Raw genomic sequence first — 13,286 nt, 5'->3', positions numbered from 1 at the left:
TGATGCTTGAAAGTACTGACGGTCAGCGTTTGCTTGATCTGGGTGGGCACGAACTGACTCACTCGATTCTGTCGATAGTCACAGTCCACCTACAGTCCCTTCTGCCGCAGGTGCCGCTTGCGGTTCAATTCCTGCGGTTTGGAACTTGCGCGGCGAGTGATGCGCAAGAAACAGCGCGTCAACTGAATCTGGTTCGTGACGCCCTCGCACAGGTCTCGCCAGAAGACGCGATTTGGGACCTCAACGATCGCACAGTTCTTCCGCCTTGGACTGGGAACCTAAGTCCGATAGTCACCTCATGCGCGAATCTATACACAACCTCAGACGGGCGAGACTTGCTTTGGGAACTCGTTGTGTTGCTTACCTACGCGAGCGTTGTTGAGACTTCAGTGCGCGTAATCGATTGAAAATTCTCTGCATTCGTTACTACCGGGTGATACCTCTTGCTAATCGCGGATAACCTGCGCTGTTACGCCGGCTTTTGGGATAGCCTGAGTGCATGAAGGTGCGTAAAGAACTTGAACAACAGATCGCAGTTTTTGGTGAGAGCGGAAGCGGCAAAACAGTGTTGTTGTCGTCCTTTTATGGAGCAATGCAGGAGCCCAAGTATCTGAGAGAGAGCCTATTCAATGTCGTAGCTAGCGACATCGGCCAAGGTAATCGGCTCTACAAGAACTATCTTGGAATGAGAAACTCAGCGACGCTTCCTGAAACCAATCGTTTCACCGCGACCTCGTATTCGTTTGCCATCAAGATGCGCAAACCCGAAACGAGCAAGGCGAAAGCTAATCCATTTGATGCACTGCGACTTGTCTGGCATGACTACCCAGGCGAGTGGTTTGAACAGGATGTGAGTGGGCCCGAAGAAGCGGAGCGCAGAGTCGATACATTCCGTTCCCTGCTTGGCTCTGATGTTGCGCTTATCCTCGTTGACGCCCAACGTCTGATTGATAACGCAGGTGAAGAGGAGCGCTACCTGAAGAGCCTGTTCTCAAACTTCCACAACGGGATCTTGTCATTGAAGGACGACCTGCTCGTGAATGGGGAGAAACTCGTCGAGTTTCCTCGGATCTGGGTAATCGCACTTTCGAAGGCGGATCTTCTGCCGGACGTAGATGTGTTCCAGTTCCGAGACTTAATTATCGAGAAAGCGTGCGACGAAGTTGATCTCCTACGGGAACTACTCGCTGATCTCGTCCAAGGCAGCGATGCACTCGAAGTTGGTGCAGACTTTGTGCTTCTCTCGTCTGCAAAGTTCGAACCCGGGAAGATCGAATTGGACAAGCGAATTGGTGTGCCGCTGATGTTGCCTCTAGCAGCAATATTGCCGTTCGAGCGGCACGTGAAGTGGGTTAGAGATCGACAGCTCCCGGCCAAGGTTTCTGAGGAACTCTTGAAAAGTGCCGGGGCGATTGCTGCGACGATCTTGAGTTCTAAACTCGCGACTAAGATTCCAAAAATCGGCTTGATTCTGAAGTTCCTCCCCTCAGACGTAATCAATGAGGCGGTAAATATGGCCGCTGACCAACTGAGAAAGACGAACGCCGATGCTCTGCAAAAGCACGACAACGTACGTGCGACGTTGACGCAGTTCATGATGGACCTCAATGAGGGCGAAGTTGCGAACGTCCTACTTCGGAGTCAGCAATAAACATGATTTGGGCTACTCGAGGGTACTCTTGGGGATTTCGCTTCGTCCGTAACGGCGGGTTTGATGATCCGCTCCGCGAGTACGAGCGTTCGTTCTCGAGCGCATCTGGCTCCGGTGAATACTTCGAGCGTGCATCTGATCGAGTTGTATTGCGCTTCCTCGATCCAGAAGGACGCAAAGACCGATCCGGTCGACCTATTCCGCATGAGTTTGTGCTATTCGGCACTGAAACCTCAACAGTGAACTCACTTGAAGATGGGATCCGTGAAGTTTGGCCGCTGGTTGCTCAAGAGTATGAGCGCATCTGGAAAGTTGAAGGTCGCGAAGTGTTTGGCGCTTAGCGCGCTGGGGCTTGCCGTCCGCCCGGGTGAGGTGTGGGGTGGCGGTGAGGTGATCGTCGGCAATGGGGACGTGCCGGAAGGCGCGTCAGTTCTTTGGCTTGACGGGGCGGAATGCCGCGGCTGCACGGACGCGGACAGCGGGCCGTGCGAGGTAGCGACCTGGCTGCCGCACTCAACTCGATGTTCACCAACGGTGAGGCGACCGCGCAACTATCTGTAGAGCAGTGACTGAGTCTTGGGTTACGGCCCGCCGCTATGTTGAGGCTCTGCGAGCGAACCTCTCGAAACGGCTCAGCGACCCGGGCTGAGCGATGACGCGTGCGAGCTTACGGGACGGCATGTAGGCCAGAGATATGACAGCGTTCGAGACATGAGGGTGGTCCGACAACTTCCGTGCGGGTTTCATGGCAACCGCCCGGGTGAAGTGCGGGTTGAAGGTGGGAGGTCGTCGAAAACAGGGGCAGGCTGCTTGCTGGTAGCCCCTACAGCTTTCAGGGGTGGTGGACGGTGGGAGCAAGCCAAGCGCCCTGAGCCTCACGGGTAGTATCCAGCTCATTGAGGTGACATGATATCGACAGAGGTAACCCCCCCCCAAATATCAGAGGAGACTACTCATGGAAACCGCCCCAATTCTTGCGTGGACATTACAGAACGAAATTCCAATCCCGAATGACATTGCGCATCTGCTCGTCCAGGGAGAGCAAGCGGTAGCTGCATTCAAGACATTCAGGGATTCTGCAACATTCACCACGAAGCGACTGATCGTACGTGATGCACAAGGGATCACCGGAAAGAAAGTTGAGATTTACTCGCTCCCATACAGTGCGATAAACATGTGGTCCTCAGAGAACGCGGGAGGGATTCTTGATCGCGATGCGGAGATCGAACTATGGACGCGCGCGGGGCACATCAAGGTCAGACTTGGAAAGGGTGCTGACGTGCGCCGCATCGATAGCCTGATCGCGTGGGCTGTGCTTGGGTCGCACTGAGGTTCTGCTGTGTAGTTCTGCTAAAGGTAGCGGGCTCAGGAGTAGCTTTCGCGGAAACAATTGGCCCGTAGCGCGCGGGACTCGCCGTCTACCCGGGGTGAGGTGTGGGGCGGAGGTGGGGTGGTCGTCGGCAATAAGGGGCGTGCTGGACGGCACGGAACGAGGTGTGGCACGGGTGCGTGAGCTTTGAGGCGGTTGTTTGTGGTGAGGGCTGCCTGAGGCGAGACCGGCGCTCGCAATGGGGCCAATAAATTGGCCAAAGGACGGGATTCTAGACTGCACGTTTTGGACGTTGTGGACGATTTGAATGAATTTGATGATAATGAGGGCATGGCTTCAACTGTTGCACGCCCACAAAACGTATCCCACCTCGTGGAGCCGCCGCAGGACCTCCGCGAGATGCTGGAACTTGCTCGTTTCCTAGAGAACCACGAATCACCAGCGCTGTTACTAGGTCCTGACGGTGAGCAGATTCCGCTTCCAATGCAAGCTTATGAAGTGTTGCGCCAAGTTGTTTCCGCGATGGAACGAGGAGCGTCCGTGAGTATCGAGCCAGTTGATCGGCGGCTCACCACCCAACAAGCTGCTGATCTGCTCGGCGTGAGCCGTAATACCCTCATCCGGTTGCTCGATGAACATGAACTGGCATTTGAACGACTTGGAGACTCGCGTCATCGGCGACTTCGATTGCATGACGTTCTTGCTTACCGCGAGCGGAAGAACGCTGAACGCCGAAGCCGGCTTGACGAGATGACCCGCCAAGCCGTAGAAGACGGTCTTTACGACGTTGACGCAGACACGTATAAAGAAGTTCTCGCGGAGGCTCGGAAAAACTGAACAATGGCCCGATTCGCAGCGTTCCTTGATGCGTGTGTTCTTGTCCCAATCACCACCTGTGACACTCTCCTCCGGATGGCTGGTGCCGGAGCTTTCCGGCCGCTCTGGTCTGAAGAGGTATTTGACGAGGCGCAACGCGCGCTTGGGCGGATACACCCAGACATCGACTCTAATAGGTTCCGAAGTCGCTTCCGCTCGATGAGTCTTTCGTTTGAAGATGCGATGGTTACTGGGTGGGAGCCATTAGTAGCGAGCATTCGCTTACCGGATGAAAATGATCGACATGTCGTTGCTGCCGCGCTCGTAGGTCGTGCTGATGCAATCGTCACCGAGAATACTGATGATTTTCCGGCAGAAGTGCTTGAGCCACTAGGTTTGATTGCACTGAAACTTGATGAATTCTTGCTTGATCAATTCGACCTAGCACCCGATGCTGCTCTCGGCGTCATCGAGGAACAATCAGCCGCGATGATCAACCCACCAGTCGATGTTCAGGTGCTCCTTGAGCGACTCAGCCGTAGCGGTGCGCCACGTTTCGCTGAGAAAATTCGTGAACAGATTGCGCGATCTGACTGAAGGGACCTAAGAGTTCTAAGTGGGGCGGGGACCGCCCGAGGTGAGGTGCGGAGTGAAGGTGGGGGAGCGTCGGCAATAAGAAGCGTGTACGAAGCGGCACGTACGCTCGCGGGCTTAGTCACGATGTTGGCCCCTCTCGCTGTTCTGGGGCATGTAGATTAGCGGAACTATGAGGGTTACCGCAGCGCGTGGGGCAATTACATACCGGCCGATGCACCCGCAGCCGATTGGGATCAACCAGAAGCGGTCACGCGTCGGCCTGAAACGACCATGTGCTTGATCACGACGCTAGCGCACTACGATCTGACAAACGAGATTCCCGATGTGCTCGACATTGCGATCCCGCCACCCAGAACGCTCTGAGCGTCAGCGCGCCAGCACCAACTAACCTATTTCAGGATAAAAGGCAGCAACGCAGCGTTCACTTCGTCGGCGTGCGTCCACAGCATGCCGTGCGGTGCACCGTCGATCTCGACGTACTCCGCTTCTGGGAACGCTTCATGAAACGGGCGGCCAGTCGCGTCGATGGGCAGGATATTGTCTGCGGTTCCGTGCACGATGAGTGCGGGCTTTCCGCTGACGCGCACGGCGGCGACGTCTGCCGTAAAGTCCTCAATCCACGTTGGAACCACCGCGTAGGCTGCAACCGGCGCGCTGAGAACGGCCGTGTTCCAGTTTGCGGTGACAACCTCTTGGCTGATGCGTGAGCCGAGGTTCTCGTCCAGGTTATAGAAGTCCTTGAAGAAGTTGGTGAACCAGGCAAACCGGTCGGCTTTGGCGGTGGCTGCGATGTCGTCGAATTGTTCCTGCGGCTGTCCTTGGCCGAGCATTCCTGGTTCGAGTGAGCCAAGGAACGCGTACTTCGCAACGCGGTCAGATCCGTACTTTGCTGTGTATCGGGCAAGTTCTCCCGTACCCATTGAGAACCCCACGAGTATCACGTTGTTGAGGTCGAGGGTCTCGAGCACGATCTTCAGGTCTGAAGCGAACGTGTCGTAGTCGTACCCCGTGGTGACTTTGCTTGAGCGGCCAAATCCGCGGCGGTCGTAGGTGATGACACGGTAGCCGAGGTCGATCAGTTCCCGAGTCTGGCGCTCCCATGAACTGCCGTCGAGCGGGTAACCGTGAATGAGCAGCACTGCTTGTCCGCTTCCGTGATCCTCGTAATAGAGCTCGATGGGTGTTGAGTTCTCTTGGCCGACGGTGATGTATGACATGCGGCGTCCCCTTCGTTTGGGCGAGAGCGGTTGCTCTCGCTGTGTGTAAACGACGTTAGGGAAGGGTGGGCGCAGGCGCAACAGATAAATTTCCGACGAGCAGGGCAGTGGGTCAGCAACACCCGGGTTGGGTGGGGCGGCAGTCGGGCACGCGCTGAGCGCGTGTATTTACAGCCTCGAACTGAGCAGGTCTCGTACCCGCAGTGTTTGGGTGTAGGTCGCGTACGGAAATAGTTGTACTGCTTGGATCGACTGAAGCGCTTCCGGGAGAGCGTCAATGGTGCTATTCACACAGGTCTGTAGGTTCAATGCAATATGGAACGCAAAATCGTCAAGCTCGCCGGGGGAGAGGTTGGCGTCTCGTTCTAGGGCGCGAAGGCTCTGAGTCCCGAATTCGCCGATTGTGGTTGCGTCATCCACTGTGAAGGCAAGTTTTACTCCGTCGTAGGCGTGATAGTCCTTTGCCCGAACCAGTTCGGGCAGTTCGAACGGGAGGGCGGTATTGAGGTCGTAGAACGGGGACAGAGAAGAGTACTCGGGGGTATGGGTGAGTGAGTAGTTCTTGGAGTGGCCATCGTTGTGCCCGATAATCCACGAGAAGACAAGGCACTGCGCGAAGCGCTGCTTCGCTAGTTGAGCCTGGGTAGGTGCCAGACTACGGTCAAAAACTTCGAAGATGCGACGGTAGTTGGGGCCTGCGTCTCGCTCGTACTTATTGAGGTATGAGGTGCCGGTGGCTTGCGCGAGGTCTTCTTGGTGCAGCCGCACATAGTTGCCATTCACAAGAAGACGGTCAAAGCGTTCAACGATGAGCACATGTTCACCGGCAAATAAGCCGATTTCCGTATTTGCTACAGATAACCCCAGCTTGCGGGCCACCTGCATGGTGATGTGCTCTGTGATGTCTGAACCGTCGAGTGTGTGAACTCCCGGTTTGAAGATGTGCGTGGATGGGTGCTGCCCTGTTGGTTCGAACCACTGATCCTCTAGCCACGTGAGAGCAAATTTTCCTTGTGCTCCGCCGAGCGAGAACCCTTCTTCGACTGCGTAGCGTTCAAGCCAATCAGAGTCGTCGGTCCGAATCTGACGGATGCGGGCAGCGATTGCGAACTCGTCTACCGGGCGCAGGTCAGTCCCTGTCCGCGGTGTTGAGCCTGCTGGGTAGAATTCGAGTGCACCGGCAACATCTGCACCATATATGGAGAGCAGATCAAAAGCGCTGTCATTGCTGAGTTTGGCTTCCTTGGCCCAGCGCGCTTTGACGTCGGGTCGGTCGGGGAGGAGGTTTTCAAGGAAGCGTTTGATTGTTTCACTGGAAGACACGCCGGCAACGACGGGGAGTTGCACCGAGATTGGTACGGGTTGTTCGCTCGCGACGTAGTCCGGCAGGTAGCGCAACTGCAGGTTCTCACCCTTCCGTGAAATCGTTGCAACGTGACCGCCGTACAGGTAGACGTCGAGTGCGTTAGTCATTGGCTATCTCACCTGACTTCTCCTCGGAATGATCCTTGCGGCCGGAAACAGAATCGATTCGATCTGGATCGCTGGCTTCGATTACGGAGTCGAGGAGGGCTCGACGTGTTGTCTTCCCGCTGATCACAGTTGTATCGAACTCTGCTAGTTCGCGAAGCTGACGGGTCAGATCGCCTACCCTGAGGTTTACGCTGGGCACAAGCTTGGAGGTGTCGATGTGAGGGGCGATCGATGCGCGGTTGAGCGGACGGAGAGCATCTGCCACCTCGCGAAGAGTGTCACTATTGTGGCCTGACGCCGCAGTAATGGTGCCTCTGCTTTCTTGCGGAGTTGCTTCGAGTTGAACCCCTAATTTTTCGAGGATACGCAGGATAGTGTCGAATGATGTCCCGCCGTGACCGCGTTCAATCCGAGCTAGTGACTGTCGTGTGATGCCGACGGCGTCTGCGACTTCCTGTTGAGTGAGGTCTTGTGCTTGTCGCTGAGTTTTCACAGTCCGGGCGAGGTCGGCTGGTGTCTGAATCCTCATTTCTTACCTCACCTCCCTGGGCAATGTTCGAAAATGTTGACATCGTTGTTATGTCAAATATCTATAACATAGCATCAATGTTCTATAAATGAAACATTCGCCCGATGTTAGAAATTTTTAACATGGAGGTTGCGGTGATGCCGAACCGCTTCAAAGCCGCAGGTTACTTAGTGGTCCGTGGAGGTTCGATGGGTGCAGTGGAGTTGAACCATTCGTTCCACAGTGCATGCTGGAATGCACGAGCCTGCGGACTGGGTTGGGCGAAGAGGTCCGAGAATGTTTGAGCCTTGCTGGTGTATCCGTTGCGCCAAGCCTCGAAATCGCGTGGTTTTGAGGTGATGATCAGTGCGTTATGAGAACCCGAAACACGGGTGTTTGTGCTTGTCGGAAGGCTTTTCAGGTTGTAGCCTTCAGGTACATAGAGGATCGCCATGGCGTGCTCTGTCGGGGCCTCGGAACCGGTGAGGTGGAAGGCGGCGGCCCGGCTACCACCGATCGCATAGACGGGTGCATCTTTCAAAACGCTTAGTGCTTTGTGGAAACTCGTGATCTTTGCTTCCTTGAGGGTGCGGCGAGCGGCAAACAGCATGAGTAGTCGCTCGGTATCCGTTACATCGAATCCACCACGCGGGTGACGACGTATGGCGCCGATGGCTGTTGGGTGTTGCAGTGCCTTGTAGGTGTTCTTCTCGCCGACCTGCGCGCAGTGCGCCAACTCTGCAGCGTTCTGCCAGGAGTTCTTGCCGTCCAGGGCCTGGTCTACGAGGGCACGAAGCACGACAACGTTATCCAGCATCTGCAAGCCTCGCATTCGGCATAAAAGACCAAGTCAAGGATAAATTCTACCAAACAGTAGATATAGATTCTACTATTTTGTAGATCTAACTCTACCAAATAGTAGAAATCAATATCCTTGCTGGTCACATTGCAGACAACTCATCATTCATCTGATTGGCGACGATTAGGCCAGTACGGTCCTGACCACGGAAAATCACCATCTGGCTGGAAGCGGCGGAAAGAACTCGAAGAATCAGAACTCAGTCCGGCTCGGCAAGCGAGAGCAGGTACTCCCGCCCGGCTTTCCATTCCTCCTCGGTCAGCCAGGGGGACTCGGCATCGACTGCGAACGATTCGGCAGCGCCGCGCACAACGGCCATTTTTCCCAGCGGAATGCCATCCGCCGCGAAGACCTCTCGCCAGCGCTGAGCGTCACGCTCGGCTAGTTCCATGGTCCGGTCCGTATGGTCCATCTTTGCGAGCAGGCCCGAGTGCGACAGAAGCGTCGTGGCCCGGTTCTTCCCGCTTGTCAGTGCCCGAACGTAGGCGCGTAACATCTTTCCTGGGCGGTTCTCCGAGAGATCGAGGTGCGCGTGGATCACCTGGGTGTACTGTTCGAGGGCGTTCTCGATCAGATCCTCGATGAGTCGTTCCTTGGAGGGAAAATGATGGAGGAGTCCGCTCTTGGACACCCCTGCTGTGCGGGCTATCTCCGCGATGGACACGGAGCTTCCACGCTGTAGGAACAGTGTCTCCGCGGCCTCGAGGATTGCAGCCCGAGTGCGTTCTTTGTCCCGTCCAGATATCCTCTCGCCATCTTGCATGGACCGCTGCTCGCTCCCGTGCTTTGCTAATCTGGCCCGCTTGGCACTGGTGTTCGCTTCCTCCGGGATATCAGTGTTCATGAGTGTGCTCCATGGTTTCTGGACCGGACGGGATGATCCGCCACGCAATGACTGCTGCAATGAACAATAGCCCGGCAGCGATGAGTGCGGTCAGCACCATGCCGTGAGCGAAGGCCTCCTTTGCAAGATCGAGCAATTGCGGCGAGTCGATGTGGCTGAGGGCACTCGCAAGCGACTCTTCGAGCCATACCCGATCGCCCTCGGGAGTCCCTGTGGGTAGTTCCAGGGACGCACGGTACAGTGCGGTCTGGATCGAACCGAGGACGGCGATGCCCAGGGCGACGCCAAGTTCGTAGGCTGTCTCAGCGATGGAGGACGCGGCTCCTGCACGTTCGCGCGGCGCCGCAGCGACTACCGCATCCGTTGACAGGGCGGAGGCCACGCCGATCCCGAGGCCCATGAGTGCAAGGGCGATTCCCAGTCCCCAATAGGACGGGACCTGTTCGGTGGCGGCCAGCGTCACGAGCGCAACCGCACCGAGACCCAGGCCGAGCCCGATGGCGCGGCCGCGACCGAATCGTCGTAAAGCGAAACCGATGACGAGCATCGCGAGAATCGAGGCGATGGTCGATGGCAGCTCAGCCAACCCTGCCGTGAAGGGGCTGTATCCGCGCACGATCTGCAGGTACTGCGAGAAGAAGTAGAGCAGGCCGATGAACGCGAAGATCGCGATCGTGTTCGAGAGCACCGCGCCGAGGAAGGAGGGAATCTTGAACAGGGAGATGTCGATCATCGGCACGGCAAGGTTCCGTTGACGGCGCACGAACAGCACGGCGGCAATGGCACCAATCACCAGGCCGCCCATAATCGTGGCGATATGGGAGCTGGAGACGATGCCTTTAATCGAGTACACGACTGGCACGATCATCGCGATCGACAGCATCGAAGACAGCAGGTCGATGCGCTGGCCGGACGGGTTGCGCGATTCCGGTAGGAGGAAGAAGCCGCCGATCAGGATGATCAGCATGATCGGAATGTTGATGACGAACACCGATCCCCACCAGAAGCGTTCCAGTAGCGCGCCGCCGACGAGTGGTCCAAGTGCGCCACCGGCGGTTGCGCCCGCAGACCAGATCGCGATTGCGCGGGTGCGCTGTATTGGATCGTGGAAGAGGTTGCGAATGATCGACAGCGTTGACGGCATGATGGTCGCCCCTGCGAGGCCGAGGAGTGCGCGAGCGGCGATGAGCATTGCTGGCGTGGTTGCGAAGGCGGCAAGCAGCGATGCGAGACCGAACGCGGCGCTTCCGAGCAGCAGGATCTTCTTACGGCCGTATTTGTCCGCCACGTTACCCATCGTGATGAGCAGGCCTGCAAGCACGAACGAGTAGATGTCACCGATCCACAGCAGTTGCGTTGCGGTGGGGGATAGGTCTGCGATCAGGGATGGCACGGCCATGTACAGCACGGTCCCGTCGATCGCGAGCAGGGTGACTGCCAGGATAAGGATCGAAAGTGCGAGCCATTCTCGCTTGCCCGCTGTGGCGGGCGTGTGGGTTGGGGTCAGGATTTCTTGCATGCGAAACATCTTATAGACCAAACGGACTGTTTAACAGACCAAATGGTCTGTTTTGTTGGGTGATCTGTCCCACCGCAGTTTGGATTGCCGACGATTCCCGTCTTCCAGCGGCCTTTCCGCTGGTGGCGCTGCTAGTTTGGTGCGGGGGTCAGTGCTGCTTTGGTTAACAGTGCGGCTGGAATTGAATAGGTGCGATCGTTGTCGAGACGGGTTCCAGTGAATCGAGTGCGCTTGGTCTCCAAGACTCGGTAAGTGTGGGGACCATAGGTCATCAGGTCTCCAGCCTGGATCACTCGCCCCAGCGATGGAGCGTAGAACGACGGACGTCTCTGGCGCTTGGGAGCGCGACCTGAGGCTCGAATGATCTCTCGTGCGGCAGTGCGTGCTGCCTTCTGCTGAGGGGTGGGTGGCACGCTTGCGCGCGGCGTCGCGCCTAAACGCAGTGCCACGGCCTTCCACTCCGGCCCGTGTGGCTTAACGCCGCTCCCATGGAGATGATGCACGATTGCGTGGGCAACCTCGTGGCGTACGGTGTCGAGTATCTGTTCGTGAGGGCTGCCCTCAAAGTGCGCTTGCGAGATTCGGATGACGCGACGTGAGGAATTGCAGGTACCCAGCCTTTGGCCCATTCCCGGTACAAAAATCACCTGCCAATTTCCAGGTATGCCGTGAGATCGCAGCAGTTCCAGGGCGTGCTGGACGTAATGCTCAACGGAGTACAGGTTGGACAATCGATCTCCTCACGGGTGTGGCGAACTCATCCACTCTAGATGTGGCGGCTGCCATGAGCCCAATCCTGTGACGGCAGGCTTGCTAGGATGTGGCGCAGGCCCGATGAAAGGAAGCCGCTGTGACGCAACCGAGGCACAACGACGCAAATCTGACCCAGATATTTAAGTACACCGCAATTGTCACTGCTCTCATGGCGGTATTTAATGCGGTTTTCTCCCAGTGGATTCTGGTCGTCTTCTTCGCGATTATCGCGATCGCCACTGGTGTGGTCGCATGGAAGAAAACTCAAAACGAACAGCGTGCCACCCTTGGGCGTGAGGACTCTGGCCTGCAAGAGCGGCGCTAGAGAGCGTAATCCGGCTTTTCGCGGCGATCCTAGCATTCACAGTTCGGCAAGGCATCCGCGATACGCAGGCCCTCCATCCACACGTTTTTGCCGCTGGCACCTAACGTGTAAAGCACATGGCCCGCAGCAACAAAGGCTGCGGGCCATCGCTATGTCGCGTGTAGTCGCGCTCTCACCGTGGGGAGGTGAGGTTCAGGCAGCGCAACCACTTCAGCGGCGCTCACGCCACTACGCATGGACCGACCACCGTACCCTCGATGAACGGGATTGGTCCTACCTGGATCTCTACGAACTGCTCAAGGCAAATTCCTAGGTTTTCCTAAATAGAGGATAGTGGCTTATGTCGATCAATGCCAGTGCGACACGAAACATTATCCGTCGATTAGAGAAAAGAAACTAAACTAACAAATTGTATCGGGCGTTATATTGCCGTTATAGAGCAATTTGCCAGGATAATTTAACGATCATGCGTCAATTGAATGATCCGAACCGATCGGAGGAAGAGCGGACCATGGGAAGGTGATCCACTCATCCGTGGCCTTCCACGAGTAGTCCGGCACGATAATTGACCGAGGTTTCGTGTACAGCACTGCGGAGCGGGCATCCGAACCCTGGCGGGCAAGGATATCCATAACGAGTGCGAGGGTGCGGCCCGAGTCCGCCACATCATCGACCACAAGGACCTTCTGACCGGGAAGTTCGCGAGTGTCCATCAAAGGCGGCAGGATACGAGGGTCCGAGAGGGTCTCGCCAATATCCGTGTAGAACTCGATGTTCATTGTTCCCACGCCCTTGGTGCCGAGCGCGTACGCTACCGCGCCGCCGGGAATCAGCCCGCCACGGGCAATCGCAACGACCACGTCGGGAACAAATCCGGAATCGACAACCTGCTGCGCAATCTCGCGTGCTGCATCCCCGAACTCATCCCACGAGAGGACCTCGCGGATGCCATTCTCAGTCATAATCTCTGCCATGAATCAACAATAGGTTCTGGGCCGTGGCGCTGTCAGTGCGACGGGCACTACGGGCAAAGAATCACAGTGTGAGATAGTTCGGCAAACCATCGTGTAGGTCGTTACCAGCACTGGTCTGTGGGTTCTGTCGTCGGCCTGTGTGCCGTGATACCGCCCACAAAACCCACAGACCTGCCTGAGGGGGAGTCCGCGCTGTCTCTCTGATATGTCTTCCAAGTCGGTGGGGCATTTTTGGTCCGGGTGCTCGCGTTTTATGTGGGCACCCGGACCAAAAACATCCCACCGAGGATTCAGTCAGTCCGATTTCCGGGGCGGGCGGGGCGCAGGGTGGGCCAAGGTGCGACCGGTTGCCGACGAAACGGCTGTCACCGAGCGCACAGTTGGCTTGCGTGCAGCTCGTTCACATATCGAGTGGGCATA

At 56.8% G+C, this 13,286-nt stretch carries 16 protein-coding genes; 8 read left to right on the top strand and 8 right to left on the bottom strand.

The genetic code is table 11. From position 1 onward, the window contains the following. The first annotated feature begins 2 nt into the window (after window positions 1–2). The 6 genes from ACFSYH_RS04065 (at window position 3) to ACFSYH_RS04040 (ending at window position 4,394) form a co-directional block, all read left to right on the top strand. Window positions 3–407: an Imm70 family immunity protein gene (locus ACFSYH_RS04065; RefSeq protein ID WP_377465288.1), complete on the top strand. Its 405-nt coding sequence runs from the start codon at window positions 3–5 to the stop codon at window positions 405–407. Between the two features lie 92 nt (window positions 408–499). Then, the gene (locus ACFSYH_RS04060; protein WP_377465287.1) at window positions 500–1,651 is read left to right on the top strand and encodes a TRAFAC clade GTPase domain-containing protein; all 1,152 of its coding nucleotides are present in this window, start codon (window positions 500–502) and stop codon (window positions 1,649–1,651) included. 2 nt (window positions 1,652–1,653) lie between these two features. Next, complete coding sequence (locus ACFSYH_RS04055) at window positions 1,654–1,992, top strand: hypothetical protein (RefSeq protein ID WP_377465286.1); 339 nt, start codon at window positions 1,654–1,656, stop codon at window positions 1,990–1,992. Between the two features lie 614 nt (window positions 1,993–2,606). Then, window positions 2,607–2,981: a PH domain-containing protein gene (locus ACFSYH_RS04050; RefSeq protein ID WP_377465284.1), complete on the top strand. Its 375-nt coding sequence runs from the start codon at window positions 2,607–2,609 to the stop codon at window positions 2,979–2,981. 330 nt (window positions 2,982–3,311) lie between these two features. After that, on the top strand, window positions 3,312–3,818 hold the full coding sequence (locus ACFSYH_RS04045) for a helix-turn-helix domain-containing protein (protein ID WP_377465283.1): 507 nt from the start codon (window positions 3,312–3,314) through the stop codon (window positions 3,816–3,818). A 3-nt stretch (window positions 3,819–3,821) separates the two neighbouring features. Continuing rightward, window positions 3,822–4,394, top strand: coding sequence for a PIN domain-containing protein (locus tag ACFSYH_RS04040; protein WP_377465282.1), 573 nt, complete (start codon window positions 3,822–3,824; stop codon window positions 4,392–4,394). Window positions 4,395–4,783: 389 nt separating this feature from the next. Here the strand turns inward: ACFSYH_RS04040 and ACFSYH_RS04035 are convergent, their stop codons facing one another. The 7 genes from ACFSYH_RS04035 to ACFSYH_RS04005 all read right to left on the bottom strand — a co-directional run bounded on the left by ACFSYH_RS04035 (window position 4,784) and on the right by ACFSYH_RS04005 (window position 11,545). Next, window positions 4,784–5,611 carry an alpha/beta fold hydrolase gene (locus tag ACFSYH_RS04035; protein ID WP_377465280.1) on the bottom strand — a complete coding sequence of 276 codons (828 nt, stop codon included), beginning with the start codon at window positions 5,609–5,611 and terminating at the stop codon, window positions 4,784–4,786. 168 nt (window positions 5,612–5,779) lie between these two features. Then, window positions 5,780–7,084 carry a HipA domain-containing protein gene (locus ACFSYH_RS04030; RefSeq protein WP_377465279.1) on the bottom strand — a complete coding sequence of 435 codons (1,305 nt, stop codon included), beginning with the start codon at window positions 7,082–7,084 and terminating at the stop codon, window positions 5,780–5,782. Next, window positions 7,077–7,613, bottom strand: a complete 537-nt coding sequence (locus ACFSYH_RS04025; RefSeq protein WP_377465278.1) for a helix-turn-helix transcriptional regulator — start codon at window positions 7,611–7,613, stop codon at window positions 7,077–7,079. Before ACFSYH_RS04025 ends, ACFSYH_RS04030 begins: the two co-directional genes overlap by 8 nt. A gap of 163 nt (window positions 7,614–7,776) precedes the next feature. Then, the gene (locus tag ACFSYH_RS04020; protein ID WP_377465277.1) at window positions 7,777–8,409 is read right to left on the bottom strand and encodes a hypothetical protein; all 633 of its coding nucleotides are present in this window, start codon (window positions 8,407–8,409) and stop codon (window positions 7,777–7,779) included. A 241-nt stretch (window positions 8,410–8,650) separates the two neighbouring features. Further along, window positions 8,651–9,295 (bottom strand): TetR/AcrR family transcriptional regulator, encoded by a 645-nt coding sequence (locus ACFSYH_RS04015; protein ID WP_377465276.1) that lies wholly within the window; start codon window positions 9,293–9,295, stop codon window positions 8,651–8,653. Continuing rightward, the gene (locus tag ACFSYH_RS04010; protein ID WP_377465275.1) at window positions 9,285–10,814 is read right to left on the bottom strand and encodes an MFS transporter; all 1,530 of its coding nucleotides are present in this window, start codon (window positions 10,812–10,814) and stop codon (window positions 9,285–9,287) included. Before ACFSYH_RS04010 ends, ACFSYH_RS04015 begins: the two co-directional genes overlap by 11 nt. 131 nt (window positions 10,815–10,945) lie before the next feature. Continuing rightward, window positions 10,946–11,545, bottom strand: coding sequence for a SprT-like domain-containing protein (locus tag ACFSYH_RS04005; RefSeq protein ID WP_377465274.1), 600 nt, complete (start codon window positions 11,543–11,545; stop codon window positions 10,946–10,948). Between the two features lie 119 nt (window positions 11,546–11,664). Here ACFSYH_RS04005 and ACFSYH_RS04000 point away from each other — a divergent pair, with 119 nt between their 5' ends. Together ACFSYH_RS04000 and ACFSYH_RS03995 are read left to right on the top strand one after the other, a co-directional pair. After that, window positions 11,665–11,892 (top strand): hypothetical protein, encoded by a 228-nt coding sequence (locus ACFSYH_RS04000; RefSeq protein ID WP_377465273.1) that lies wholly within the window; start codon window positions 11,665–11,667, stop codon window positions 11,890–11,892. 151 nt (window positions 11,893–12,043) lie between these two features. Continuing rightward, complete coding sequence (locus tag ACFSYH_RS03995) at window positions 12,044–12,205, top strand: hypothetical protein (RefSeq protein WP_377465272.1); 162 nt, start codon at window positions 12,044–12,046, stop codon at window positions 12,203–12,205. Window positions 12,206–12,356: 151 nt separating this feature from the next. On the opposite strand, the gene ACFSYH_RS03990 is transcribed toward ACFSYH_RS03995, so the two are convergent. Next, window positions 12,357–12,866: a phosphoribosyltransferase gene (locus ACFSYH_RS03990; protein WP_377465270.1), complete on the bottom strand. Its 510-nt coding sequence runs from the start codon at window positions 12,864–12,866 to the stop codon at window positions 12,357–12,359. Window positions 12,867–13,286 lie beyond the last annotated feature (420 nt).

It is taken from the genome of Populibacterium corticicola (assembly GCF_042683685.1).
GTDB classification, from domain to species: domain Bacteria; phylum Actinomycetota; class Actinomycetes; order Actinomycetales; family Cellulomonadaceae; genus Timonella; species Timonella corticicola.
This window is presented reverse-complemented; position numbering and strand designations above follow the sequence as displayed.